Raw genomic sequence first — 26,962 nt, 5'->3', positions numbered from 1 at the left:
CATGACACGCCGTCAGCAAAACACCGCCCCCATTACCCCCGAAGGAACCCCCGTGAACACCAATAACAGCCTCCCCCCGAAAAAAAGCAGAGCCCCGCTCTTTATCCTGTTCTTCAGCGCCGCCATCGTCTTCATCCTGCTGCTGATGACCGGTGGCAGCATGTACACCGTGGATCAGGGCGAGCGCGGCGTGGTGCTGCATTACGGCGAAGTGAGCAAAGTCGCCGACCCCGGCCTGCACTTCAAAATGCCCTACATTGACCGTGTCGTGCGTATCCCGGTGCGCACCACCACCGGCAGCATGAAAGACGTGTTCGCCTATTCCAGCGACCAGCAACCGGCGCACATTACCCTTTCCGTGACTTTTTCCATCGCCGAAGACGGTGTGGAAGCGCTCTACACCCAGTTCGGCAAAACCGAGAACCTCTACGAGCTGGCGATTACCCCCATCGTCAAACAAGAACTAAAAACCGTCTTCGGTCAATTCACCGCCATCCGCTCCGTGCAGCACCGCGAAGAGCTGAATAACCGCAGTAAGGATGCCATCGTGAATGCGCTCGCCAAGTACCCCTACCTGCGCATCGCCAGTGTGCAGATAGAAAACGTCGATTTCTCCGATGCTTACGAGCAGACGATTGAAGATCGCATGAAAGCGGAGGTGGAAGTCGAGCGCTACAAACAAAACCTCGAACGCGAACGCATCGAAGCGCAAATCGCCGCCACCCGCGCCCAGGGTCTGGCCGATGCGCAGATCAAAGCGGCGGAAGCCGAGGCCAAGGCGATCGAACTGCGCTCGAAAGCGGAAGCGGATTCCATCAACACCAAAGGCGAAGCCCTGCGCAAGAATCCGGAAATCATCCGCTTGATGCAGGCGGAACGATGGAACGGCGTCCTGCCGCGCACCATGTTGCCGGGTGGCACCGTGCCGATGTTGGCACTGCCGGCGGAAGAACAGCAGTGATGCACGAACGGGGCGGCGGCAAGCCGCCCCGTTTTTTTCCATTACCCCAGCATGGATACCGCTTGGCGGGGCCAGCAAAACCGCCGCTTGGCGGCTTTTCTCCGCACGATGGCGCGACGAAAGAAGAAAAACGTAGAGACGTTGCCTGCAACGTCTCTACAAAACCCAGCAATCACGCCGCTTGGGAATGGCGACAACCCTCAGCGTTTGCGCACCTGCCACAGCACCCGACGTATGCCCAGAGCAGCGGTCAGGGTCAGGCCGGCCACCATGCCGACCCACAATCCGGCGACGCCGATGTTGAGCCAGTGGTAGCCGGCAAGCGCAGCGGGGAAGCCGACCAGCCAATAGCCGATGAAGGCGTAGATCATCGGCATGCGGGTGTCATGGATGCCGCGCAGCACACCCGCCGTGCAGACCTGCATACCGTCGCTGATTTGAAAAATGCCGACCAGCACGAGGATGGTGCCGGCGATGGCGACGATGTCGGCGCTGTTGCTATACAGCGCGGCGATTTCGTGGCGCAGGAAGAGCGGCACAAGCGCGACGAAACACATCACCACCGCAACTGCCGCCATACCGCTCAGGGCGCGCAGGCGCAAGGTGGCGTAGTCGCCGCGTCCATAGGCGTTGCCGCAGCGGATGGTCAGCGCGCTGGCAAGACCAAGCGGAATCATGAAGGACAGCCCGGCGTAGTTGAGCGCAATTTGGTTGGCGGCGGCGTTCACTTCGTTGGTGCGGCTGACGATGAGGCCGACGGTGGTGAACAGGCCGATTTCCATCACCAGCGCCAGCGCAATCGGCAGGCCGACGGCGAAATAGTGGCGGATGGCGGCGAAATCGGGCGCGGCGAAGCGGTAGAAGGGGCGGTACGCCCGCCAGCGCGGGTTGCGGGCGATGGCGGTGAAGACGAAAGCGGTGAAGAAGAGGTAGCAGAGGACGGTCGAGAGCGCCATGCCCGGCACACCGAGGGCGGGGATGGGGCCCGCACCGTAGAGCAGTACATAGTTGCCGAGGATATTGGCCGGGATCAAGAGCGCCTGCACGATGACGGTGGTGCGCGGGTAGGCCATGCCTTCGAGGAAGCAGCGTCCGGCGAGGCCGATGATGCATACGCCGGCGCCGGGCGCGAGAGTGAGCAGGTAGCGCTTCGCTTCGCGGGCGATGTCCGGCGTGCTGCCGAGCAGGGCAGGGACGTAGGCACCGAGCAGGGTCAGCAGGACGGTGACGACGGCAAGGAAAGCAAGCATCCAGATGCCTTGCTGGAAGTTGCGGCGGATTTGCGCGCGGTCGTCGCGACCGTTCGCCTGCGAGACGGCGGCGGTGATGGCGAGCGCGCAACCGGCCATGAAAAGGTAGATGAAGCTGAAGATTTGCGCGGCGAGTGCCACCGAAGCGAGCGTGAGGTCGCTGTGGCGCCCCGCCATGACGGTATCAACGACCGGCTGGGCGTAGCTCAGGAGTTGCAGCAGTATCAGCGGCAGGGCGAGGCGCAGCGTTGCCGCCAGTTCGTGTCGGGCTGTCATGGGAGTCCTTGTGTTTGTTTATGGGTTGCAGGGGGAAACCGCGTGGTTATGCCGCTTGGCGGCGTTAGTCATCCTGCCAGTAGCGGATGTCTTCATCCAGCACGCAGCACCATTTGTATGGCCGCGTCGGAAACGGACTGGCGATGACGATGCCTGCGCTGATGCAGTATTCCCCGTCGCCGCAATCCATATAGAGGTAGAGAAAATCGCCGTTGCCGACGGTCTGCGTGCTGCCATCGAAGCGGCGGACGGTATCTGTCTGGGTCAGGCCGACGATATGGCGAGCGAGGCGCTCGTTATCCAAATCGGCATAGACCCGCGCGGCGAGGGGGACGCTTTTCATGCGGTTTCCTGTCCTGAAAGGCGCGCATTATCCGCTTCCAGCGGCAGAACTGCACAATCGCGGCGCCGATTGCTGCTGGCGCGGACGCTCATCCTTGCGGCAGCCAAGCGGAGGCAAGGCCGGCATGCTATCCTGACCATCACGCAATCTTTTCGTCATGATGACAGCCATGCAAACGCAAGACCTCATCTTTGGCCGGGAAAACATCGCTTACGCGGTACTGGCCCTCTATTCCGATGCCGTCAACGAACAGCCGGTGGTGGTCAGTCTGCACCTCGGCGCCAAAATGGCCTACACCCACATGCAGCAAATGCAGAGCCGGGGCGGGCATGTGCAATTCATCGTGCGGCGGGTGCGCATCAACGGCAGCATAGAAGTGATTGACGACCCGCAGATGACGCATAACGAACCGCAGCGTCGCGCGCGGCGGCTGATACGCATCCTGCCGAAAAACAGCTGACGGCAATCATCCCTTCAACCGCGCCCCAGCTCGCGCAACGCCTGCCGGGCATCGCTGTCGCCCTGCGCGGCGGCACGTTCATACCACAGGCGCGCGGTGGCAAAATCCTGCGCCACGCTTTTGCCATAGCGGTAAAAACTGCCGAGATTAAATTGCGCATCGGCGTCGCCCTGCGCCGCCGCCCGCTCCAGCCACAGCCGCGCCGTGGCGAAATCACGGCGCACACCATAGCCGTTGTCATACAGCCAGCCGAGATAACTCTGCGCTCGCGCCTCGCCCTGCGCAGCGGCGCGCTCAAACCAGCCCCGCGCCTGCACATAATCACGTGGCACCCCCTGCCCGTCGATGTAAATCAGGCCGAGGAAGAACTGCGCCTCGCTGTGCCCTTGCGCGGCAGCGCGCTCGAACCACGCCTGCGTCGCCGCATAATCCCGGGCGGCCGTTGCCAGCAGAGCGAGCCTGCATTGCGCCGCTGCATCGCCCGCTTCAGCGAGCGGCAGCAGCCATTGCCGCTCACCGTCATCATCCCCCTGCGCATAGGCGTGGGCGGCGGATAAATAAGAAAAAGGGGTGGGGATGCGGGTGGTCATGGCGGCAGGCGGTAGCGGAAAACAGCCGTACTTATAAGACGCGGCAGCAAAACACACAAGCGCCGCTTGGTGTTTGCGATGCTTTCAACAAAAACGGCGTGTCCGCCAAGCGGGAATTTTTCCCTTCCCCCCGTTTACGGGGGAAGGTGCCCGAAGGGCGGAAGGGGATAAAGTCGCCAAGCGGCGTAAACACTGGGCTCGTCAAGCAGGAATTTTCCCTTCCCCGTTTACAGGGGAAGGTGCCCGCAGGGCGGAAAGGGGGGATAAAGTTGCCAAGTGGCGTCAATGCTGGGTGCGTCAAGCGGGAATTTTCCCTTCCCCCGTTGACGGGGGAAGGTGCCCGCAGGGCGGAAGGGGGGATAGCCGCCAAACGGCGTCAATACAGACCCGATCAGCGGTAAATCAATCCGCTACCGACGCGGCCACCCACTTCACCACCAGCGGCCGCACCAGCAGCAGGCTGGCGAAGGCGACTGGCCAGGTGATGAGGTAGGCTTTCAGCAGGCGCAGCGGATAGCCGGCGTCGATGCCGGTGTTCAACGCGACCAGCACACCGCTGACGATAAGCACCATCACCGCCGAGGCATACAGTGAAAACAGCACCCCGGCGTATTTTTTAGGCAGTTTTTTCATGGCATTCCTCAAGAGTGAAATAACGGCAGGCAGTCTAAACCGTTTATATAAACACTAAAACGGCATAAATTGGCAATGCTCGATGATATTTGCACAGTGAAACGACGATTTGCCGCAGAGAAAATTCTTCATTCCGGCGTGTTCCTTCCGTGGTCAGGCATCACTAGAATGTCAAGACAAGTAGCGGCAGCAAACACCGCAGCGCCGTTCATCACGCACCAGACAAGAGGAAAAACCATGACAAACACTACCCCATCCCAAATGCCGCAAGGTGAGCAATATCCCCCGCGTTTTGCCACCGGCTGGCTCATCACCATAATGTCCCTGGTGCCCAGCATTCTCTTTCTGCTGATCTATGGGCATCGCGGCAGCCCGGTATGGCTCTATGTTTTCATGCTGGGCGGCGCCGGGCTGGTTTCCGCCAGTGCCATCGGTTGGCTAGCCAATCAACTGAAGCTGCGCCGCGACATCGGCAGCATCGTCCTCTTTATCCTGATTGGGGTGTTTATCGGCCCTCTACTTGGCGGGATGACGTTTTGCGTCATCACCTTCGCTATCGTCTTTACCTTTCATCTGCCACTTTCTGCGTTCATCAACAGCGTGCTGGCAACCTTTACCTACGCGATGATGGCACTGGCTGTGGGGCTGCTGGTCGGCTGTTTCTACTTGCCCAGAAACAGCCGCGACGAGGACGAAGACGAAGAATATAGTTAAACATCTAAAAAATCGTAACGGCGTTGCGTCGCTTTGCCGTACTACCTGTACTGTCTGCGGCGACGCGCCTTGTTACGCTTTTTTATCTATTCAACTATAAAGCCCGCTTGAGGAAATCAGGCTCGATGAATCTCGACTGGAACGGCATCCGCTACTTCGCCACGCTGGTGGAAAAAGAAACGCTGACCGCTGCCGCTGCCGCGCTGGACGTGCAACACAGCACCGTGTCGCGGCAAATCGCCCAACTGGAACAGGCGCTCGGCCTGCGCCTCTTCGACCGCATTGGCAAGCGCTACCTGCTCACCGCCGACGGCGAACGGTTGTACCGCCATGCCTGCGATTTATGCAAAGAGATGAGCGTGTTACAGCGCGTCGCCCGCGAACAGGCAGCGGTGCGGCACAGCGTGACCGTCTCCGCGCCACCGTTTGTCGCCCGCCTGCTGCTGATGCCGCATCTGACCGATTTCTACCGCAAACACGCCGATATCCGCCTGCACCTGCTCGCGGAAGCGGCGCTGGCTGATTTGCATGGACGACAGGCGGATATCGCCCTGCGCCTCGTCCGCCCGACGCAAAACGACCTCGCCGTGCGCCGTCTGCGCGATTTCGCCTTCCGCCCCTACGCGCACCGCGATTACCTCACGCGCCACCGTGCTGACTGGCAGTTTGTCCAACTCGCGGTGGAAGCGCAGCACAGCCGCTGGTTCATGGAGCAGATTGGCGAGGATGCGGACATCGTCTTTGCCAGCAACGACTTCGCCGCCGTCAAACAGGCGATTGCCGGACAAATCGGCATCGGCATCCTGCCCGATTTCGCCGTCTCACCCGCAGACGGCTTGCAGACAGTGGCACTGCGCGCAGACGAACCCCCGCCCGCCTGCGCAGCGGCGCTGTATCTGGTAATGCACGAAGACGTGCGCCGCAGCCCCGTCGTGCGCGCGGTGGCAGATTTTTTCGGGGAAGTGCTGGCGGGCGAATGAGCGGCGATGAATGGAGGTAGGAGGTTGAGTGAGGTGGGAGAATGCCGCCAAGCGGCTTGGTTGCTGGATTTCGTAGAGACGTTGCCTGCAACGTCTCAAAAACGAAAAACCGTATTGCGCTGCGCAATGTCGTTCTTACCCAAAATGCAAAAAGCAGGCTGCGCCCGCTCGGCGGGCTGAAGCCCCGCCCTATGCTCGCCAAGCGGGATAAATGCAGGGTTCGTCAAGCGGCGTCAGTGCTGGGTTCGTCAAGCGGGAATTTTTCCCTTCCCCCGTTTACGGGGGAAGGTGCCCGAAGGGCGGAAGGGGGGATGAAGTTGCCAAGCGACGTAAACGCTGGATTTGCCAAGCAGTGTCGTTGCTGGGTTTTACCGCTGCCTCTCTTGCTTTTGAGACGTTGCAGGCAACGTCTCTACATTCTTCTTTCTGCCATAGCGCTGCCGTGCTATTCCAAAAGCTGCCAAGCGGCGTAGATACTGGGCTCGCCAAGCGGGAACTTTTTTCTTCCCCCGTTTACGGGGGAAGGTGCCCGAAGGGCGGAAGGGGGGATAAAGTCGCCAAGCGGCGTCAATGCTGGGCCCGCCAAGCGGGATAAATACTGGATTTTCATTCCCCCCCCTCCGGCCACCTCCCCCACAAGCGGGGGAGGGATTTTTTGCGCCAAGCGGCGTAAATGCTGGACTCGTCAAGCGGCGAAAACACCGGCTCGTTAATCGAAATTGTATGTCACGAGCGATACACAATTTTGTGCATCAGATTCAAAACAAAAAGTGTCACAAAAATTTTGCGACTCTTTTGTGATGCACAAAATATGTTGTCTATCATTTTTGGCCATTTTTGATGCGCAACTACCGCTTCAATTTGGTAAACGAATTCGCTATTGCGCCTATCGACAGCTTTCAGGTTGTGACGTTGTGAGCAGAGGAACCCAACACGGCGCGGTGGTAGATCTTGGATGGAAGTTATACCGGTTGAATGGCCGCTAAACAGGAGTAAATGCTAGGGAAAAAATCAATGTTGATGCCTAATCTGGGATTTATTTTGCAGGCGAATGTTGTCCTCTCAGATTCCTTTTGCATTATACGTAATTTATTTAGATCCCAAGTGTGATGGTTTTTATTAGACACATAATACTTAGATAAATTTTATTGTAGATTACTGGTGAAAGCCTTAAAACAAAATAACTACTAAATTATTATTTAGATATAGATTGGTGTTGTTGTAACTTTCTGATCTGAACATTATCACCAAATGCTTTAATATCAATTGCTGTGCCATTAATTATATAATTATTGAAAATATCTTTTAGATTATCTATGTGATTAATTGATAGATTACGAAATGTATTTTCATCTTTTTTAATATGCAAATTACTAGTAAATTCTTGTTCAATATTAAGGTGCTCTAACAGCCTTGATTTAATAATTAGTTGTGAATAAGAAGGATATAATTTATTATTAGAAATTGTCCAGCCGATACTATTAAAAAGCAGTAAAAATAAAACATTAGAAGGAATTGTTGCTCTGACCAATCCAAAATATTCGTGTTTGCTTTCATTAGATATTTTTGCATTATTGTTTATATATTTTAGTAATCTATATAATATTATTAAATAGGGTTTTAATAAAGCATTATTATCAATAATTTCTTTTGTTTCCTTGTTGAAGATGTTTGATTTATCTTCATTAATATCAAGTTTGCATTTTATCGCTTCAATAGCTTCTTTAATTAACTGAGCTAAATTGGAATAATCTATGTTGTTGCTTATTCTAAAATTACCAGACATTTGTACAATATTATTTACTATTTTGTCTAGACTGTGGTCTACTTTAATTATTATGTGAAATAATTCACTTATATTATCTAGTTTAGATTTAATTTCATTTTTTTGGTTGCTAGAAATTTTATTTTCCTCGTTTAGCAAAGATAAAACACAATTAAGTGAAATATTAATATCTTCATAGTTGCTGGATAGAGAGGGAATTGTTGAATAGATATATATAAAATTATCCATAACTTTTATATTTGTTTTAATGATCTCGTCAATAAAATCATTTGTTTTAATTAATTTGTTGTGTTCTTGAAATAGAGTATTAAATAGGCTTTCAAATTCTTGATTCTTCTGGTTCCTATAAGTTAGGTAACTAAAATAACATAAACCAGCAGCAGATATTGTTGTGCTTAAAGCAATACATGTATTTACTAAATCTATTTTATTATTTTTTATATAAAAGGCATCTATTACAGGTATATCTATAAAAGTGAGAGGACTATTATTTAGTAATAATAAAATTAGAAAAGTAAAAATAGAAAATAATGCTAATATCATTAGCAATAGAAGAATAAATTTTCCAATTTTCATGCAACTTCTCCTAATGTTAAGTTTATTTCTGCCTCAATTTAGCAAATTCATCCTTAATTGTGCAGTGTTCAGTACTTTATTCTACATCTGCAGCGCTTTTTTTTGCCGCTATAGTCAATGCTCTTAATCCTTCATACAGATCTTCCCTGAATATTGCGCAAATGCGGAAAGATTGGCGTAAATGTCGTATGAAAAAATAAGCTGATTAGCTATAGTCGTTGTTGGCGTCATTGAAGAGCGTGGGGAGGACGATGCGTTTGTGTTCGGCTAAGTGACGGCATGCTCTTGATGTAAAGAAAAGCCCGTTTTTTTGATATGTCGCAGCGGATATGTAAAAAAATCGGGTTTTTGTTTACATGAAAGTTTTAATGGCTTGTTTTTTTACGGTAATTACCGCTTCAATTTGGCAAACGCATCCGCCATGGCCGTGTTGGTCATTTTTTCCTGTTTCTGTGGCGGGCGTTTGTCGCCGCGCGGGCGGTCTTTTTTGCTGCTTGCGATCGCGTCGTCGTCAAGGCGCATGGTGAGGGCGATGCGTTTGCGTTCGGCATCCACTTCCAGCACTTTGACTTTGACGACGTCGCCCGCTTTGACGATTTCGCGCGGGTCGGCGACGTAGCGGTTGGCCAGTGCCGAGATGTGGACGAGGCCGTCCTGGTGCACGCCGATGTCCACGAAGGCGCCGAAGTTGGCGACGTTGGAGACGACGCCTTCGAGGATCATGCCAGGGCTGAGGTCGCTGATTTCGTGCACGCCTTCGGCGAAGGTGGCGGTCTGGAAGGTGCCGCGCGGGTCGCGGCCCGGTTTTTCGAGTTCGGTGAGGATGTCGAGGATGGTCGGCAGGCCGAAACGTTCGGTGGTGTAGTCACTGGGTTTGATTTTGGCGATTTGTTCGCGGTTGCCGATGAGGTCGGCGGCGGCGAGGTGGCGGTCGGCGAGCATTTTGGCGACGACGGGGTAGGCTTCGGGGTGCACGGCGCTTTCGTCCAGCGGTTCTGTGCCGCCGTGGATGCGCAGGAAGCCGGCGGCTTGTTCGTAGGTTTTTTCGCCGAGGCGCGGCACTTTCAGCAGTTTTTTGCGGCTGTCGAAGGCGCCGTTTTCGTCGCGGTAGGCGACGATGTTTTGCGCGAGCGTTTGGTTCAGGCCGGAGATGCGGGCGAGCAGCGGCGCGGAGGCGGTGTTCACGTCCACGCCGACGGCGTTCACGCAGTCTTCGACGACGGCGTCGAGGCTTTTTGCCAGTTGGTTTTGGTTGACGTCGTGCTGGTATTGGCCGACGCCGATGGATTTGGGGTCGATTTTGACGAGTTCGGCGAGCGGGTCTTGCAGGCGGCGGGCGATGGAGACGGCGCCGCGCAGGGAGACATCGAGGTCGGGAAATTCGCGTGCGGCAAGTTCGGAGGCGGAGTAGATGGAGGCGCCCGCTTCGCTGACCACGATTTTGTGCGGGCGCGGTTCGGGCAGGGCACGGATGAGTTCGCCGGCGAGTTTGTCGGTTTCTCGGCTGGCGGTGCCGTTGCCGATGGCGATGAGTTGCACGCGGTGTTTTTTGATGAGGGCGGCGAGGGTGGCGAGCATGTTTTGCTCTTGGTGCAGGTAAACGATGGCGGTGTCGATGAGTTTGCCGGTGTCATCCACCACGGCGCTTTTGACGCCGTTGCGGTAGCCGGGGTCGAGGCCGAGGGTGGTGAGGCGGCCGGCGGGGGCGGCGAGAAGCAGGTCTTTGAGGTTGGCGGCGAAGACGGTGATGGCGTCGTGGTCGGCGTTTTCTTTGAGGCGGTTGAGCGCGTCGAGTTCGAGGCTGAGGTAGATTTTGGCGCGCCAGGCGAGGCGGACGGTGTCGAGCAGCCAGCGGTGCGCGCCGATGTGGTAGTGCGCGGCGATGGTTTTTTCGTAGTCGCTGGCTTCGGTGGTGGGGACGTCGTCCGGGCGGTATTTGAGGGTGAGTTGCAGGATGCCGTCGTTCCTGCCGCGCAGTACGGCCAGCGCGCGGTGGCTGGGCATGGTGCGGATGGGTTCGCGGTGGTCGTAGTAGTCGCGGTATTTTTCGCCCTCGTCTGCCTGGTCGGGGTTGCGCTCGGCGTGCAGTTCGCCTTCGCTCCAGAGTTTTTCGCGCAGGGCACCGATGAGTTCGGCGTTTTCCGCGATTTGTTCGATGAGAATGGCGCGAGCGCCGTCCAGCGCGGCTTTGTTGTCGGGGACGGTGTCGCTCAGGTAGGCGGCGGCGAGGGTTTCGATGTCGGCAGGCTGTTCGGCGAGGAGGGTGTCGGCAAGCGGTTGCAGGCCGTTTTCCCGCGCGATTTGTGCTTTGGTGCGGCGTTTGGGTTTGTAGGGCAGGTAGAGGTCTTCGAGCGCGGTTTTGTTGTCGGCGGCTTCTATCGCGGCGCGCAGTTCGGGGCTGAGTTTGCCCTGTTCGTCGATGGTGGCGAGGATGGTTTCTTTGCGCGCTTCGAGTTCGCGCAGGTAGTGCAGGCGTTCTTCGAGGGTGCGCAGTTGGGTGTCGTCCAGCCCGCCCGTCGCTTCTTTGCGGTAGCGGGCGATGAAGGGCACGGTCGCGCCGTCATCGAGCAGGGCGACGGCGGCGGTGATTTGCGCGGGGGTGGCGGCGAGTTCTTGGGCGAGGGTTTGGGTGATGTTCATGGGGTTCCTTACTAAATGAGGATGGGTGGTCTGAAAATGGGGCGGTTTATTCGTCGTCTTCGTCGTCGTAGGTGGTGTACGACCAGTTGTCCCAGCCGAAGTGTTCTAGCAGGGTGTTGAAGCGGTCTTGGTCAGCAGAGCCGATAAATACGCCGCTTGGGCTGCCGTCGTCGGCAAAGCAGAGCAGGGTGATGTCATGGAAGTCATCGCTGTAAAACTGTTGGTTGTCCTGGTGCAAGGTTTTGATTTCGGTGCGGTTGTACTGGATGAACCGCACGGCTGCGGCATCAATGACCTCTTTATTCATGATGTTGGCGCAATACGGCAGACCGCCCATAGTGGCGTTGATGCAGGCCAATTCCAGCAGCAGGGCGCAGGTATCGGGCAGGTGGGGCTGCCAGCGGTAGTCCCCGCTTGCAGCGGTATAGAACGCGATATGCGCGGGCGGATTGTCCTGCGCCAGGTCGGCGATGGCGATGCCCCAGCGGCATACGTCCTGGTTTTCTTCTATCAGTACCAGATAGCCGTCGGTAATGTTGATTTTGTGCAACGGCAACAGGCGGTTGCAGGATTGATTGATGGCTTCGCTGCCGCCCAATGCAAGCAGGTAAGCGCGCAGTACGGCGGGGAAGCGGATGTTCAGGCGCTGTTCGGCAGCGGCGATTTGCTGTTCAGGCAGGCCGCAGCGGGTGTGGCCAAGTTGGTAGAGGGTGGTGATGTGGTGGAGAGCGTTCATGGTGTCGCGGGTGATTCAGGATGATACGCCCAGGCGACGATGTCGCGGTTGTTACCGCTTTTGACGACAGGTGGCTGGAGTTTGTGTTGTTTGATCATGGAGATGATTTGATGAGGGGTTGGGTGTCGTCCAGTCCGCCCGTCGCTTCTTTGCGGTAGCGGGCGATGAAGGGCACAGTCGCGCCGTCATCGAGCAGGGCGACGGCGGCGGTGATTTGCGCGGGGGTGGCGGCGAGTTCTTGGGCTAGGGTTTGGGTGATGTTCATGGTTACAACACGGATTGTGTTAAGTGGGATTTAAAGATCTTGCAAGCGGCGGCAATCGGGAAAGGCCGCCACCAGCCGCCGTGCCAATTTATCAGGCAGCCCGATAAACAGGGTACATGTGCTGTCCCAGCAGACGATTTCAAACAAGGCTTGTGGATGCTGCGGCTTGGGGTTGTCCTGCCAGAAATCAGCGCTTTCCGCGTCGGGCAGGGTGCGCAAGTCTATTTGCTGCGGGGCAATGTCGGAGGCGAAAGCGGAAAAGACGGCCCAAATGTATTGTTCGTGCGGATGTTCTGCCAGTACCCGCGCTAATTCTGCACCTGAACACGCGTACGGATCAGGCAGCGCCGCTTCCCAGTCTCCATCGATGTCGTTTACCAACCAGGAATAGTGACGGCAGTCATCCCAGCCGAGGATGTTCATGATGCGGGTCATGTCGGTATAGAACGGGATATCGCGGCAGCGGTCCAGTATCAGGTTATGGGTGTCTTGTTCGGGCAGCGGCGCAGCAAGCGGGTAGGGAGAAGGGTGTTCGTTATGGTCCGTGCTGGGCATACGTTTGATGCGGTCAAGGCTGCCGTTTGTCATGTGGATGCTGTCAGGTCAGGGTTTTGTTTTTTTGAGTCATGGGTGGTTAGGGGTATGCAGGGCGGCGTAGATAGTAGCCGTGATGTCGTTGGGGCAAAGGGTGGTGTTTTGGCAGCGGGGGCGTTTACGCCGATATGCACCCGCTGGTTATCTATTGTCCGCATTTTGGCGGTGCTGTTGGTGTCAAGCAGGTAGGCCAAAGCGCTTCGTCTTTGCGGTATTCAACGACGGGTGCGGTTTGTGCCGGTTGAAGTCCTGAGTGCTGGTAATGGTCATGTGAGTACTTCTGCTTTTTGACGGGAAACACCCGGTTGTCCCGTCTGGTGGTCGCAATTTTATCGTGAGCGGTGGCCATCGGTGGTAAAAGCGGAAGCACGCGTCATCTTTCGTGAGAACTTGCTGTTTGTCGTGTGTTTTTGTGTATTGTGTGAGGAAGGCCGTGTTTTTTTATTTGCTAGTTGTTGCTTATCACTCTGACTTATAGCAGTATGCAGGTGAACATCAACCTGGAGTGCTTATGCTGTTCAGTCAATACAAAAACCGCAGCGACTATTCTTTCCGCTTTGAAGTCGCGCCGCTGTCCATCAGCGTCGCCATCCTCATGGTGCAGTTCTTCATCTTCAAGGATTACACTCCGCACGTCCCGCTGATTATCGGTATCTGCATCACCGGCATTTTCATGGCGCTGAAAGGGCGCAAATGGGCGGAGATGGAAAAGAATATGTACCGCGTGATGAAAGTCGCGCTGCCCACTACCATCATCATCCTTTGCGTCGGCATGATGATTGCCGCCTCCATCGCTGCCGGCACCGTGCAGACCGTGCTGAAATTCGGCCTCGACATCATCAGCCCAAGTATCTTCCTGCCAGCCACCTGCGTTCTGACCACCATTGTCTCGCTGGCCACTGGCACCTCCTGGGGTACGCTCGGCACGGTCGGGCTCGCCATGCTCGGCATCGGTGACGCCCTCGGCATCCCGAATTACTGGACCATCGGTGCAATCTGTTCCGGCTCGTTCTTTGGCGACAAAATGTCGCCGCTGTCGGATACCACCAACCTCACCCCAGCCGTCGCCGGCACGGACGTGTGGTCGCACATCAAATCCATGCTGCCGAACACCACCGTCGCCTACGCCCTCACCATCATCATCTATGCGCTGGTCAGCCGCCACTACCAGGGGGATGCAGGCGCAGTCGCCAACCAGACCCGCGAAATGTTCCAGACCGCGATCACGGGGCATTACAAAACCGGCTTCATCACCCTCGTGCCGGCGCTGTTCGTCATTGTCATGGGCTTTCGCAAATATTCCGTGACCGGCACCCTCTGCACCGGCATCTTCCTCGCCGTGCTCATTGCCATCTGCTACCAGGGTGTGAGTATCAGCAGTGTGTCCGACATCCTCATGAACGGCTACAAGGCGCAGACCGGCCAGGAATACGTGGACAAACTGCTTTCCAAGGGCGGCATCATGTCCATGACCTGGGTTATCACCATGATGATGCTCTCGCTGGCCTTCATCGGCGCCCTGGAAACCTACGGCACCTTCCGCGCCATCCTCGGCAAGCTCAAAGTCCTCATCAAATCACGCTTCAGCCTGGTGGCGACGACCGCCATGATTGTCCTCACCGTCGGCATGGTGGCGGGCGAAATCTACACCTCGCTTGTCTTGCCCGGCCGTCTGATGAAAAGCAAATACGCCGAAATGGGCTACGACCGCGCCATCCTCTCGCGCACCATCGAAGACTGGGGCACCATCGTCTCGCCGCTCATACCCTGGAACAACGGCGGCGTCTTCGTTACCACTACCCTCGGCCTCAGTACCTTCATCTACGCGCCGTTTGCCCTCTTCTGCTGGCTCTCGCCGGTGGTTGGCCTCATCTTCGCCGCTCTCGGCTGGTTCGTGCCGAAAGACCCACGCGGCCCGCAAACCATCGACGACGAAGAAATGGAAGAAATCGCCGACGACGTGGATGACTATATGGTCTGATAACCGGAGAAACCGCCATGACCGACACCTACCTCACCTACGACGAACTGCATACCCTGCTCGCGGGTGTCCTGCAAGCGGGCGGCTACAACGCCGCCCACGCCGCCGCCATCGCCCACACCATGAGCAAAGCCGAACGCGACCAGTGCCGCTCGCACGGCATCTACCGTCTCGCGGGCGTCCTCAAAAGCCGCCACGCTGGACTGGCGGATGGCAACAACGCCCCCGTCATCCACGATCCGGCCGATAAGCCCATCACCAAAATCGACGCTTGCGGCGAATTTGCCCCGCTTGCGAGCGAACAAGGTCTGCCACTGCTGGCCGCCAAAGCACGACGTTACGGCATCGCCGCCCTTGCCATCAACAACTGCCTGCACCTTGCTGCCCTTTGGCCCGAAGTCGAAGCACTCGCCAACCAGGGACTTGGCGCGCTGGCCATGTGTCCCAGCAACGCCTACGTCGCCCCGGCTGGCGGCATCCGCAAACTCTTCGGCACCAACCCGCTCGCCTTCGCCTGGCCGACTGGTGACAGCCGCCCCTACGTCTTCGACTTCGCCACCTCCGTCATCGCGCGCGGCGAAATCGAACTCTACCGCCTCGACAACAAACCCCTGCCCGACGGCTGGGGAATCGACCGCGACGGCCAACCCAGCAACGACGCCGCCGCCGTCCTCGACGGCGGGGCACTACTGCCCTTCGGCGGCTACAAAGGTTCAGCCATTGCCACCATGATCGAACTGCTAGCCGCCGTCTGGATAGGCGACCTGCTCAGCAGTGAAAGCAGCGAAGCCGACGGTGGACGCGGCCTCGCCCCGCGTCACGGCGAACTCATCATTGCCATCGACCCCACCGCCTTTGGTGCGGCAGATCACGAAATCCACACCCGTGTCCTGCTGGATGCCATCCGTGACCAGGGCGCACGCCTGCCATCCCAACGCCGCTATGCCGCCCGTGCTGCCGCTGCTACCCAGGGCATCCCCATCAGCGCGGACAACCTCGCCAAACTGCGGCGCATGGAAAAAGGCGAACTGGACATAGAACTGCACTAAGCCTGCCAAGCGAGATAACCACGCCTTACCCCAGCTAACCCCAGGATACCGCCATGACCCACCCCACCCTCATCCTCGGCGGCGGCATAATCGGCCTCACCACCGCTTACAACCTGCAACAACGCGGCGTTGCCACCACCCTTATCGATGCCGACACCATCCTCGGCGGCGCATCCAGCGGCAACGCCGGACACCTCGCCGCCGAATACAACTACCCCGTCGCCAACCTGGCCACCCTCGCGCGCCTGCCTGCCATCCTGCTCAATCCGCTCGGCCCGCTGCGCATCGACTGGCGCTACCTGCCACGCCTCATCCCCTTTGGCTGCCGCATGATCGCCAACATGACCCCCGCGCGCTACCAGCACATCCACCGCGCCCTATACAACCTCAACCGCGATAGCGTGGACGCCTGGGAACGCCTCGCCGCGCGCGTGCCCCTCCGGCAATACATCCACCGTGACGGCATCCTGCACATCGCCAGTCGCGCTAAAACCGCCGCTGGACTGGCCGACCAGGCCGCCAAAAACCGTGCCCTCGGCCTGGCCTGCGAACACATCCCGCGCGCAGCGCTGCCTGACTACGAACCTGCACTGGCAGAAGACCAGCAAGGCGGCCTCTACTACCCCGAATCCGCCCACATCAGCGACCTCGCCGCCATCGGCCGGACACTGGCTGACGCCCTGCGCGCCGCCGGGGGCGACATCCGCGAACACTGCCGCATCCGCCACATCATCCGCACAGAAGACGGCTACACCCTGCACGACGACAACGGCAACACCCACCACGGCGCCACCCTCATCCTCTGCACCGGCGCCTACAGCAAACCCTTTATCCAGCAACTCGGCGCGGGCAAAATCGCCCTCGACACCGAACGCGGCTACCACCTCATGCTGCCGCACGAACACACCCGCCTGCGCCGCCCCATATCAAGCATCGACCACAGCTTCGTCATGACCCCGATGGAGCACGGCCTGCGCCTCGCGGGCACCGTCGAATACGCCGGACTCAACGCCCCGGCCAACATGGCACGCGCCCACAACCTGCTGCCTTTAGCCAACAAACTGCTGCGCCGCCCGCTCGATGACCGCGACGCCGCCCCGTGGATGGGCTGCCGCCCAACCACAGCGGACAGCCTGCCGGTCATTGACCGCCAAGATCGCCTGCTACTCGCCTTCGGCCACCAGCATCTTGGCCTGACCCAGGCGGCCCTGACCGCCGAACTCGTCAGCGCGCTGTACCACGACGAAACCCCGGCCCTTGACCTCACCCCCTACCGGCTGGCCCGCTTCGGTTAGGGGCTGTTGACATCCGGGTCGTGCTGGAAAAACCGATTTGTGTTGTTGGCCGAGAAGCCGGTGTTTATCCCGCCGGGCGGCAGTGGTTGTGGATGCCGCCAGGCGGTGGGCGGCGGTTCGTCTTACGGTTTCCCCAGCCCCAATGCTTCGGCGTGGAAGGCGATGTGCGCGCCGATGTAGCTGGCGATGGTGTAGTAGCTGTGGTCGTAGCCGGGGTGCAGGTAGTAATCCACGCGGTAGCCCGCTTGCCGGGCAGCGTCCACGAAGGTTTCGCAGCGGATTTCGCGCGGGCGGAATTCGTCGGCGTCGCCTGCGTCAATGCGGATGGGCAGGTGTTGCGCGCGGGCGGTGGCGAGCAGCGCGGTGCTGTCCCAATCGCGCCAGGCGTGTTTGTCATCGCCGAGGTAGGCGGTGAAGGCTTTTTGTCCCCACGGGGTGTCGCCCGGGTTGACGATGGGCGCGAAGGCAGATACGGCGGCGTAGCGCGCGGGGTTTTTCAGGGCGATTTGCAGTGCGCCGTGCCCGCCCATGCTGTGCCCGGCGATACCCGCGCGGTCATCGAGCGGGTAGTGCGCGGCGAGGTGGGCGGGCAGTTCTGCCGTGATGTAGTCGTACATGTGGTAGTGCTGCGCCCACGGGGTTTGCGTGGCGTTGAGGTAGAAGCCCGCGCCCTGGCCGAGGTCGTAGGCGGGATCGTCGGGGACGCCCTCGCCGCGCGGCGAGGTGTCGGGCATGACGAGGGCGAGGCCGTATTGGGCGGCGTAGCGCTGCGCCCCGGCTTTCTGGGTAAAGTTTTCGTCGGTACAGGTGAGGCCGGAGAGCCAGTAGAGCAGCGGCACGCGCCCACCCGCCAGCGCTTGCGGCGGCAGATAGAGCGAGTAGGTCATCTCGCAGTGGTTGGCGGCAGACGGGTGGCGGACGCGCAGTTGCAGGCCGTCAAAGCATTTGTGTTCGCTCAGGATGTGCATGGCGGCCTCAGTAGTGGATGACGCTGCGGATGGCTTTGCCTTCGTGCATCAGGTCGAAGGCGCGGTTGATGTCGTCGAGCGGCATGGTGGTGGTGATGAAGTCGCTGAGGGCGAATTTGCCGTCGAGGTATTGCTGCACGATGCCGGGCAGTTCGCTGCGCCCTTTGACACCGCCGAAGGCCGAGCCGCGCCAGACACGGCCGGTAACGAGCTGGAACGGCCGCGTGCGGATTTCCGCGCCCGCCGGGGCGACGCCGATGATGACGGATTCGCCCCAGCCTTTGTGGCAGCATTCGAGCGCAGAACGCATCACGTCGACATTGCCGATGCACTCGAAGGAGTAATCCACGCCGCCGCCGGTGAGTTCGATGATGACGTCCTGGATGGGTTTGTCGTAGTCGCGCGGGTTGATGCAGTCGGTCGCGCCGAGTTTGCGCGCCATCGCGAATTTGTCCGGATTTGTGTCGATGCCGATGATGCGGCCCGCGCCGACCATGCGCGCGCCGATGACCGCCGCCAGACCAATACCGCCGAGGCCGAAGATGGCGACGCTGTCGCCCGCCTGCACTTTCGCCGTCTTGATGACTGCGCCCATGCCGGTCGTCACCCCGCAGCCGAGCAGGCAGATTTCGTGCAAATCCGCTTCCGGCTGGATTTTGGCGAGGCTGACTTCGGCGACCACGGTGTATTCGGAGAAGGTCGAGCAGCCCATGTAGTGGTAAATCGGCTGACCGTCCTTGAAGAAGCGCACCGTGCCGTCCGGCATCAGGCCCTTGCCCTGGGTGGCGCGCACCGCCGAGCAGAGGTTGGTCTTGCCGGAGGTGCACATCTCGCATTCGCCGCATTCGGCGGTGTAAAGCGGGATGACGTGGTCGCCGGGCTTGACGCTACTCACGCCTTCGCCGACCGCGACGACGATGCCCGCCCCCTCGTGACCGAGAACGCAGGGGAAGACGCCTTCCGCGTCCAGCCCGTCCAGGGTGTAGGCGTCGGTGTGGCAGACGCCGCTGGCGACGATGCGCACCAGCACCTCGCCCTTCTGCGGCGGCATCAAATCCAGTTCTTCGATAACCAACGGCTGCTTCGGCGCCCAGGCAACGGCGGCGCGGGTCTTGATAAAGTCCATAAAAATCCTTGCTGGAAGTGGTGGAAACCCCTGAAAAACAGGGAAGCCGCATTGTACACTTAGCGCCCCATCCCCACAGGTTAAAACCATGCTCCGCTGGACCCTCGCCCGCGCGCAAGCGCTCTACCAACTGCCCTTCATGGAACTGCTCTATCAGGCGCAAACCGTACACCGCGCCTACCACGACCCGCAGCATATCCAGATCAGCACCCTGCTTTCCATCAAGACCGGCGCCTGTCCCGAAGATTGCAAATACTGTCCGCAAAGTGCGCGCTATCAAACGGGCGTCGCCCGCGAAACCCTGCTGAAAATTGACGACATCGTCAGCGCCGCCGAACGCGCCCGCGCCCAGGGAGCGACCCGCTTCTGCATGGGCGCGGCGTGGCGTGACCCGAAAGAGAAGGATATGCCGTATCTCGTCGAAGTCGTGCGCCGCGTCAAGGCGCTGGGTATGGAAACCTGCATGACCCTCGGCATGCTCGATGAAAACAAGGCGCAGACGCTCGCCGACGCCGGGCTCGATTATTACAACCACAACCTCGACACCAGTCGCCGCTACTACGGCGAAATCATCACCACGCGCAACTACGATGACCGCCTGCACACCCTGCAACACGTGCGCAACGCCGGCATGAAAATCTGCTCAGGCGGCATCCTCGGCATGGGCGAAGAAGACGACGACCGCCTCGCCATGCTGGTCGAACTCGCCAACCTCAACCCGCCGCCGGAAAGCGTGCCCATCAACCAGCTCGTGCGCGTTCAAGGCACGCCGCTGGCGCAGGCGGACGATCTCGAACCCTTCGATTTCATCCGCGTCATTGCCGTCGCCCGCATCATGATGCCAGCGAGTGCAGTGCGTCTTTCCGCCGGGCGGGAAAGTATGAATGAACAAATGCAGGCGCTGTGCTTCATGGCAGGCGCGAACAGCATCTTCTACGGCTGCAAACTGCTGACCACGCCGAACCCGACGGAAGACCGCGATGCCGCCCTTTTCGCCAAACTCGACCTTAACCCGGAAATGCGGCAGATGGCAGAAGCTGCGCCTGCGACCGCAGCGGTCGGGAAGTATTACCCGAACAAGCGGCAAAGCATGATGCACGCGGAAGAATAACGGGCACACCGCCTGGCGTTACGGCTTGGCGGATATTTGACTACAATAGCCAGCATCCCAATCACCCGCCCCCACCCATGAGCGAAGACAACCAGGAACCCAAACAGTCCCTTCTCAGCCGATTAAGCGCCCTCTGGAACAACAACGAAGAATCCGAGAACATCCCCGAAGCCATCCGCGACCTTCTGCACCAAGCGCGTGCCGGTAAACAGATTGGCGAAGACACTGCGCAAATGCTCGAACGCCTGCTCACCATTGACGATACCCGCGTGCGCGACATCATGGTGCCGCGTGGGCAAATCATCTTCCTCGAAGAGAACTGGAGCTTGGAACACATCTTCACTGTTATCACCGAATCCGGCCATTCGCGCTACCCGGTGGTGGATGAAACCCACGAACAAGTGCGCGGCATCCTGCTCTCCAAAGACCTCCTGCCCTGCGCCTTCGGCCGCCCGCTACCGGCGACCATCCCGGAAATGCTGCGGCCAGCGACCATCGTCCCGGAAAGCAAACCGCTGGACGCGATGCTGCGCGACTTCAAAACCAACCGCAACCACATGGCGATCGTCATCGACGAATACGGCAACCTCTCCGGCCTTGTCACTATTGAAGACGTCATCGAAGAAATCGTCGGCGAAATCGACGACGAACACGACGAAATCGCCGCTGCCCCCATCATCGAAAACAGCGACGGCAGCTACCAGGTACAGGCGCTGACCCCAATTGATACCTTTAACGACACCTTCAATACCGACCTCTCCGATGACGAAGCCGATACCATCGGCGGCTACATCCAGCACATCCTCGGCAAAGTACCGGACATCGGCGAAAGCGCCGATCTCGGTTCATGGCTCGCGACCGTGAGCAAAGCTAACCGCCGCCAGATTATCAGTCTGCATTTGCGCCCGCAGGCGTCCGCTGCCGAGACGGAAGAGGCCTGATACCGCGCCTCATTCATGTATGACCATCCTTCCTCCGGGAAGGATTTTTTTGTGCGGCAGGCGCTTTGTACACAGGCTGCATACGCGAAAAAATCATGTCAGAGGCCCTCGCTTGGTAGCTTTTTATCCCCCTTCCGTCGCTGCGCGACACCTTCCCCCGCAAGCGGAGGAAGGGTTCTCCTTCACTCGCTGCGAACACAGTATTTACGCCGCTTGGCGGGCATTCATGAAAAAACCCTTCCGCTTGGGAAGGGTTTTTGTTGGGTGAGATGGCCTCAGACTTCGGCCATCGCCATCAGGCTGGCGTTGCCGCCGGCGGCTGTGGTGTTGGTGCTGCGGCTGTTCTCGTGGTAGAGCGGCAGGATGTCCACGTTGCCATCGGCGTCGGCAGGCTGGATTTTGATGATGACGCCGTCGCGCGCGGCCAGCGCGGTTCTTTCTTCGGCAGGCAGCGGGCTGAGGGCGATAACGTGTGTTGCTTTGCCGCAGATGTTGCCGTGGCTGATGTGGATGATGCCGCCAAGCCGGTTTTTCCACGCGGCCAGCGGGTGCCCACTGTTGACGGCGGCGCGGCCTCCGGCAGCGGCGATGGGGATTAGCACGGCAAGGCTTTGTTCGAGGTCGCCGCCGTAGAGGGCGATGGTCGTGGGCATATGCCAGCGGTTTTCGTTGGTTTCCCCGGTCGGGCCACCGAGGCGTTCGATGGCGTGGCGCAGGGTGGTCTTGCGGGCGTCATCGGCGATTTTTTGCAGGCGGGTTTTGGCGTCAGCGGTGAGGTCGCTTTGTTTGACGGCGTCAAGGATTTGGCTGAGGGCGGCTTCGTCGGCGCTGCCTGCGGTGGTGGTAGCGGGGGCCTGCCAGTGGCCGCCGCGCGTGAGGCGTTGCAGGTAGTTTTGTCCGCCGGCTTTGGGGCCGGTACCGGATTTGCTGTGGCCGCCGAAGGGTTGGACACCGACGACAGCGCCCACGATGTTGCGGTTGACGTAGAGGTTGCCTGCTTCGAGGCGTTGGCTGATGTGCTCGATAGCGCCGTCAATGCGGCTGTGGATGCCGCCGGTCAGCGCGTAGCCTTTGCTGTTGATTTGTTCGATGAGGCTGTCAAGCTGGCCGCTTTTGTAGCGCAGGACGTGCAGCACGGGGCCGAAGTTTTCGCGCGTGAGCTGGTCGAGTTTTTCGAGTTCGAGCAGGGTCGGCGGCACGAAGGTGCTGTTTTCGGGGTCGATGTCGGCGGATAGTTTGGTTTGGTGCCAGGCTTTGGCTTCTTTTTTCATGTTTTCGATGTGCGCCAGCAGGTTTTGCTGGGCTTCTTTGTCGATGACCGGGCCGATGTCGGTGGCGAGTTTGGCGGGGTTATCCACGCGCAGTTCGTCCATCGCGCCTTTGGTCATGGTGATGGTGCGGTCGGCGACGTCTTCCTGGACGCAGAGGATGCGCAGTGCCGAGCAGCGTTGTCCGGCGCTGTCGAAGGCCGAGGTGAGGACGTCAGCACAGACTTGTTCGGCGAGCGCGGTGCTGTCGATGATCATGGCGTTCTGGCCGCCGGTTTCGGCGATGAGCACGGGGTTGTCGTCGCGCGCGGCGAGGGTGCGGTTGATGGCTTTGGCGACTTCGGTCGAGCCGGTGAAGACGACGCCGTTGATACGCGGATCGGCGGTCAGCGCCGCGCCGATGTCGCCTGCGCCGAGGGCGAGTTGCAGGGCTTCGCGCGGGATACCGGCCTGGTGCATGAGTTGCACGGCGCGGTAGGCGATAAGGCTGGTCTGTTCGGCGGGTTTGGCGATGACGGTATTACCCACGGCAAGGGCGGCCACGACTTCGCCGGTGAAGATGGCAAGCGGGAAGTTCCAGGGGCTGATGGCGATGATGGTGCCGACGGCTTGGCGCGTGGCACAGGTGGTTTCGCATTCGTTCGCGTAGTAGCGGCAGAAGTCCACGGCTTCGCGCACTTCGGCGACGGCGTTGCCGAGGGTTTTGCCGGCTTCTCTGACGGCAAGCGTCATGAGTTCGGCGGCATGGGCTTCGTAGAGGTCGGCGATGCGGCGCAGGATGGCGGCGCGCGCAGCGGGGGCGACGGCAGCCCAGCGGCTTTCGGCGTCTTTGGCGGTGCTGATGATGTCGGCGACGGCGTCCGGGCGCAGGAAGGCAGCGTTGCCGAGGGTGTCGCTGTGGTCGGCGGGGTTTTGGATGTCGTGCGGCGCGGCGCTTTCTACGGGCACGGCAGTGATGCTTGCCGCCTGGATGGGCCGCGCGGCAGCGGCGTTCATGTCGCGTTCAAGTTGTTGCAGGGTAAATTCGTTGCTGAAGTCAAAGCCGCGCGAGTTAGGGCGTTTGTCGCCGTAGAGGTTTTTGGGCAGCGGCAGGGCGGCATGCATTTTGCCCTGGGTCGCGGCGGCGGCATCAAGCGGGCTTTTGACGAGGTCGTCGATGCTGATGTTTTCGTCCACAATCTGGTTGACGAAGGAGGAGTTCGCGCCGTTTTCAAGCAGGCGGCGGACGAGGTAGGCGAGCAGGGTTTCGTGGGTGCCGACCGGGGCATAGACGCGCACGCGGCGGCCCAGGTTTTGTGGGCCGACGACCTGGTCGTAGAGGGTCTCGCCCATGCCGTGCAGGCATTGGTGCTCGAAGTCTTTGTCTTTGCCCATCTGGTAGATGGCGCCCAGGGTGTAGGCGTTGTGGGTGGCAAATTGCGGGAAGATGGCGTCTTGCGCGGCGAGCAGTTTGCGCGCGCAGGCGAGGTAGGATACGTCGGTGTGGACTTTGCGGGTATAGACGGGGTAGCCGTCCATGCCATCCACTTGCGCCCATTTGATTTCGCTGTCCCAGTACGCGCCCTTGACGAGGCGGATCATCAGTTTTTGTTTGTTGCGGCGGGCAAGGTCGATGAGGTAGTCAATGACGAACGGGCAGCGTTTTTGGTAAGCCTGCACGACGAAGCCGATGCCTTTGTAGCCTGCCAAATCCGGGTCGGATACCAGCGCTTCCATGAGGTCAAGCGAGAGTTCGAGGCGGTTCGTTTCTTCGGCGTCAATATTGATGCCGATGTCGTATTGTTTGCCGAGCAGGAAGAGTTCTTTCAGACGCGGCAGGAGTTCGGTCATCACGCGTTCGTGCTGCGCGCGCCAGTAGCGCGGGTGGATGGCAGAGAGTTTCACCGAGATGCCGTTGCCTTCGTACACGCCTGCGCCGGCTGCGTCTTTGCCGATGGCGTGGATGGCATCCACATAATCCTTGAAGTAGCGATCGGCATCGGCCTGGGTCATCGCCGCTTCACCGAGCATATCGAAGGAATAGCGGTAGCCCATTTTTTCGCGCGCTTTGCCGTTTTTCAGCGCTTCTTCAATGGTTTGTCCGGTTACAAACTGTTTGCCCAGCATCCGCATGGCGTAGTTCACGCCCTGGCGGATAAGCGGCGCGCCACCCTTGCCAATGAGGCGGGTGAGCGCGCTGCCCAGGGATTTTTCGTCACTGGCGGCGGTGAGCTTGCCGGTGATGAGCAATCCCCAAGCGGAGGCGTTCACAAACATGGACGGGCTGTGCCCCAAGTGGCTTTTCCAGTCGCCGCCGGCAATCTTGTCCCGAATCAGCTTGTTGCGCGTATCCGCATCGGGAATGCGCAGCAGGGCTTCGGCAAGGCACATGAGTGCCACGCCTTCTTCGCTGGACAGGGAAAATTCGTGCATCAGCGCGTCCACGCCACTGGCCTTGCGGCGGCTGTCGCGCACCTGCTTGACCAGACGACGGGCGAGCGCTTCCGCTTCGCGGCGTTCATCCTCGCTTAACTGCGCCCGCGCCAGCATATCGGCGACGGCTTCGGCCTCGTCGCGGCGATAAGCGGTCGTGATGGCATCGCGCAGGGCGGATTGAGGATGGGAAAATGCGAACATGATGAAAACTCCTTTATTGTGAATGAAAGTGCATTAAAACACATTGTATGGGGAATTATGCGGATATACCGTGTTTTTTATTGTGGTATTCGCGGTCAGCCTGCTCAAAGCGGTCAATAACCGCGCGGGCAGGCGCAGGCGAAAGCAGTGACACCAGCACAATGGCGAGTGCGCAAGCGATAAAACCGGGGACGATTTCATACATCGTGGCGTAGTCATGCGCGGCAAGCCACGGATTGACCGCTTCTGCCCAGGCAACGACGACTACTGCACCGACGACCATTCCGGCCAGCGCGCCTGCGGCGGTCATCCGCTTCCAGAAGAGCGAGAGAATCACCACCGGCCCGAAAGCGGCACCAAAGCCTGCCCAGGCATAGGCCACCAATCCCAGCACGCGGCTATTCGGGTCGGCGGCAATAATGATGGCAATGGCAGCGACCGCCAAAACCATCAAGCGGCCTACCCAGACCAATTCCCCCTGTGCTGCCGTCGGGCGCAAAAAGCCTTTATAAAAATCCTCGGTAATCGCACTCGAACACACCAATAATTGGCAAGACAATGTGGACATTACGGCGGCAAGAATGGCGGACAAAATAATCCCGGCAATCCACGGATTAAACAATAACGTCGAAAGGGCAATAAAAATCCGCTCATTATTACCCTGCAACTCAGCATTCAGCTTATCGCCAAACATGCCCGCATAAGCAATGCCGAAATAGCCCACGGCAACCGCGCCGGCCAGACACAAAATCATCCAGGTCATGCCAATGCGGCGCGCACTTTTTAATGACTGCACATTCTCGGCGGCCATAAAGCGGGCAAGGATATGTGGCTGACCAAAATAACCCAGTCCCCAAGCCGCCGTTGAAACAATGCCAAGGAAAGTCGTGCCGACAAAAAGACCGCTATAAGACTTGCCCGTTTCCTGTGCCACATTCGCGATTGCCAGCGACACATCGTCCGGGCCACCGACGACAATCAGCACCATGATGGGCGTCAGAATCAGGGCGAAAATCATCAGCGTCGCCTGCACCGTATCCGTCCAGCTCACCGCGAGGAAGCCGCCGAGGAAGGTATAAACAATTGTTGCCCCCGCGCCCAGCCACATCGCCTGCGTATAAGAAACATGGAAAAGACTTTCAAAGAGACGCGCCCCGGCAACAATCCCGGCTGCGCAATAAATCGTGAAAAAGAACAGGATAATGGCGGCAGAGACCACTTTAATCACCGTGCCCAAAGAACCGAAACGGTGGAAAAAATAATCCGGCAAAGTCAGGGCATTGTTATTGAATTCCGTATGCACGCGCAAACGCCCCGCCACCCATAGCCAGTTCAAATAAGCGCCGATAATCAAACCGATGGCAATCCACGATTCACTAATCCCGGAAAGAAATACTGCGCCCGGCAGCCCCATCAACAACCAGCCGGACATATCCGAAGCACCCGCTGACATCGCCGTGACGAACGGGCCGAGACTGCGTCCGCCGAGAATATAGTCGCCAAAATCACGCGTCGAAAAATACGCCGCGATACCAATCAACAGCACGACAATCAGATACAGGCCGAAAGTCACGTGCATCGCATTGAAATTACCCATAAAACTGCCCCTCAATCAATGATGTATTTTGATCACCCATAGCGCGGGTGTCGAATAGCAACGTTAACCTGCGCAGAAGATAACGTGCATTTCACAATTTATACAGGAAAAAACACGCGAGTCAATCGTAAATAAAACAAAGAGATACGAAAAATTGTTTATAATCACGAAACAAGAAAGAAAAATTTAACGACTGGATGCTGACG

Annotated in this window: 21 protein-coding genes and 1 pseudogene; 9 read left to right on the top strand and 13 right to left on the bottom strand. The window is 58.5% G+C overall.

Annotated elements, in window-relative coordinates; genetic code table 11:
* The first annotated feature begins 1 nt into the window (after window position 1).
* Window positions 2–961 carry a prohibitin family protein gene (locus tag LG374_RS02080; protein ID WP_225756153.1) on the top strand — a complete coding sequence of 320 codons (960 nt, stop codon included), beginning with the start codon at window positions 2–4 and terminating at the stop codon, window positions 959–961.
* A 200-nt stretch (window positions 962–1,161) separates the two neighbouring features.
* On the opposite strand, the gene LG374_RS02075 is transcribed toward LG374_RS02080, so the two are convergent.
* Both LG374_RS02075 and LG374_RS02070 read right to left on the bottom strand, forming a co-directional pair.
* Window positions 1,162–2,487 carry an MATE family efflux transporter gene (locus LG374_RS02075; protein ID WP_225756152.1) on the bottom strand — a complete coding sequence of 442 codons (1,326 nt, stop codon included), beginning with the start codon at window positions 2,485–2,487 and terminating at the stop codon, window positions 1,162–1,164.
* A 64-nt stretch (window positions 2,488–2,551) separates the two neighbouring features.
* On the bottom strand, window positions 2,552–2,830 hold the full coding sequence (locus LG374_RS02070; RefSeq protein ID WP_225756151.1) for a hypothetical protein: 279 nt from the start codon (window positions 2,828–2,830) through the stop codon (window positions 2,552–2,554).
* A 169-nt stretch (window positions 2,831–2,999) separates the two neighbouring features.
* On the opposite strand from LG374_RS02070, the gene LG374_RS02065 reads away from it, so the two are divergent.
* Window positions 3,000–3,290, top strand: a complete 291-nt coding sequence (locus LG374_RS02065) for a hypothetical protein (RefSeq protein WP_225756150.1) — start codon at window positions 3,000–3,002, stop codon at window positions 3,288–3,290.
* A gap of 14 nt (window positions 3,291–3,304) precedes the next feature.
* On the opposite strand, the gene LG374_RS02060 is transcribed toward LG374_RS02065, so the two are convergent.
* Window positions 3,305–3,880: a tetratricopeptide repeat protein gene (locus LG374_RS02060; RefSeq protein ID WP_225756149.1), complete on the bottom strand. Its 576-nt coding sequence runs from the start codon at window positions 3,878–3,880 to the stop codon at window positions 3,305–3,307.
* A 402-nt stretch (window positions 3,881–4,282) separates the two neighbouring features.
* On the bottom strand, window positions 4,283–4,513 hold the full coding sequence (locus LG374_RS02055) for a DUF2798 domain-containing protein (RefSeq protein WP_225756148.1): 231 nt from the start codon (window positions 4,511–4,513) through the stop codon (window positions 4,283–4,285).
* 237 nt (window positions 4,514–4,750) lie between these two features.
* Here LG374_RS02055 and LG374_RS02050 point away from each other — a divergent pair, with 237 nt between their 5' ends.
* Together LG374_RS02050 and LG374_RS02045 are read left to right on the top strand one after the other, a co-directional pair.
* The gene (locus LG374_RS02050; RefSeq protein WP_225756147.1) at window positions 4,751–5,227 is read left to right on the top strand and encodes a hypothetical protein; all 477 of its coding nucleotides are present in this window, start codon (window positions 4,751–4,753) and stop codon (window positions 5,225–5,227) included.
* Window positions 5,228–5,352: 125 nt separating this feature from the next.
* On the top strand, window positions 5,353–6,207 hold the full coding sequence (locus tag LG374_RS02045) for a LysR family transcriptional regulator (RefSeq protein WP_225756146.1): 855 nt from the start codon (window positions 5,353–5,355) through the stop codon (window positions 6,205–6,207).
* A gap of 1,195 nt (window positions 6,208–7,402) precedes the next feature.
* Here LG374_RS02045 and LG374_RS02040 read toward each other — a convergent pair.
* From LG374_RS02040 to LG374_RS02020, 5 genes and pseudogenes are all read right to left on the bottom strand, one after another.
* Entirely contained in the window at window positions 7,403–8,569 is a 1,167-nt protein-coding gene (locus LG374_RS02040) for a putative phage abortive infection protein (protein WP_225756145.1), read from the bottom strand.
* A 390-nt stretch (window positions 8,570–8,959) separates the two neighbouring features.
* Window positions 8,960–11,209 carry a Tex family protein gene (locus tag LG374_RS02035; RefSeq protein ID WP_225756144.1) on the bottom strand — a complete coding sequence of 750 codons (2,250 nt, stop codon included), beginning with the start codon at window positions 11,207–11,209 and terminating at the stop codon, window positions 8,960–8,962.
* Window positions 11,210–11,255: 46 nt separating this feature from the next.
* Complete coding sequence (locus LG374_RS02030) at window positions 11,256–11,945, bottom strand: SMI1/KNR4 family protein (protein ID WP_225756143.1); 690 nt, start codon at window positions 11,943–11,945, stop codon at window positions 11,256–11,258.
* A 118-nt stretch (window positions 11,946–12,063) separates the two neighbouring features.
* A pseudogene (locus LG374_RS02025) lies at window positions 12,064–12,210 on the bottom strand (Tex-like N-terminal domain-containing protein); the annotation flags it as partial.
* 30 nt (window positions 12,211–12,240) lie between these two features.
* Entirely contained in the window at window positions 12,241–12,798 is a 558-nt protein-coding gene (locus tag LG374_RS02020) for a hypothetical protein (protein ID WP_225756141.1), read from the bottom strand.
* Between the two features lie 517 nt (window positions 12,799–13,315).
* Here LG374_RS02020 and nhaC point away from each other — a divergent pair.
* From nhaC to LG374_RS02005, 3 genes are read left to right on the top strand one after another with little or no spacing between them, the layout of a single operon-like run.
* The gene (nhaC, locus tag LG374_RS02015; protein WP_225756140.1) at window positions 13,316–14,785 is read left to right on the top strand and encodes a Na+/H+ antiporter NhaC; all 1,470 of its coding nucleotides are present in this window, start codon (window positions 13,316–13,318) and stop codon (window positions 14,783–14,785) included.
* Between the two features lie 17 nt (window positions 14,786–14,802).
* On the top strand, window positions 14,803–15,834 hold the full coding sequence (locus tag LG374_RS02010; RefSeq protein ID WP_225756139.1) for an Ldh family oxidoreductase: 1,032 nt from the start codon (window positions 14,803–14,805) through the stop codon (window positions 15,832–15,834).
* Between the two features lie 53 nt (window positions 15,835–15,887).
* Window positions 15,888–17,129, top strand: a complete 1,242-nt coding sequence (locus LG374_RS02005) for an FAD-binding oxidoreductase (protein ID WP_225756138.1) — start codon at window positions 15,888–15,890, stop codon at window positions 17,127–17,129.
* 122 nt (window positions 17,130–17,251) lie between these two features.
* On the opposite strand, the gene fghA is transcribed toward LG374_RS02005, so the two are convergent.
* Both fghA and LG374_RS01995 read right to left on the bottom strand, forming a co-directional pair.
* Window positions 17,252–18,097: an S-formylglutathione hydrolase gene (gene fghA / locus LG374_RS02000; RefSeq protein WP_225756137.1), complete on the bottom strand. Its 846-nt coding sequence runs from the start codon at window positions 18,095–18,097 to the stop codon at window positions 17,252–17,254.
* Window positions 18,098–18,104: 7 nt separating this feature from the next.
* Window positions 18,105–19,223, bottom strand: a complete 1,119-nt coding sequence (locus LG374_RS01995; protein ID WP_048715003.1) for an S-(hydroxymethyl)glutathione dehydrogenase/class III alcohol dehydrogenase — start codon at window positions 19,221–19,223, stop codon at window positions 18,105–18,107.
* Window positions 19,224–19,311: 88 nt separating this feature from the next.
* On the opposite strand from LG374_RS01995, the gene bioB reads away from it, so the two are divergent.
* Entirely contained in the window at window positions 19,312–20,334 is a 1,023-nt protein-coding gene (bioB, locus tag LG374_RS01990) for a biotin synthase BioB (protein WP_225756136.1), read from the top strand.
* A 77-nt stretch (window positions 20,335–20,411) separates the two neighbouring features.
* Window positions 20,412–21,275, top strand: coding sequence for an HlyC/CorC family transporter (locus tag LG374_RS01985; protein WP_225756135.1), 864 nt, complete (start codon window positions 20,412–20,414; stop codon window positions 21,273–21,275).
* A gap of 275 nt (window positions 21,276–21,550) precedes the next feature.
* On the opposite strand, the gene putA is transcribed toward LG374_RS01985, so the two are convergent.
* Both putA and putP read right to left on the bottom strand, forming a co-directional pair.
* Window positions 21,551–25,159: a bifunctional proline dehydrogenase/L-glutamate gamma-semialdehyde dehydrogenase PutA gene (putA, locus tag LG374_RS01980; RefSeq protein WP_225756134.1), complete on the bottom strand. Its 3,609-nt coding sequence runs from the start codon at window positions 25,157–25,159 to the stop codon at window positions 21,551–21,553.
* A gap of 55 nt (window positions 25,160–25,214) precedes the next feature.
* Window positions 25,215–26,756 carry a sodium/proline symporter PutP gene (putP, locus tag LG374_RS01975; protein ID WP_225756133.1) on the bottom strand — a complete coding sequence of 514 codons (1,542 nt, stop codon included), beginning with the start codon at window positions 26,754–26,756 and terminating at the stop codon, window positions 25,215–25,217.
* Between the last annotated feature and the right edge of the window lie 206 nt (window positions 26,757–26,962).

The organism is Cardiobacterium sp. Marseille-Q4385, from assembly GCF_916618745.1.
Taxonomy (GTDB): Bacteria; Pseudomonadota; Gammaproteobacteria; order Cardiobacteriales; family Cardiobacteriaceae; genus Cardiobacterium.
Note: the sequence above shows the minus strand (reverse complement) of the source record. Positions and strands in the feature narration are given on the sequence as shown.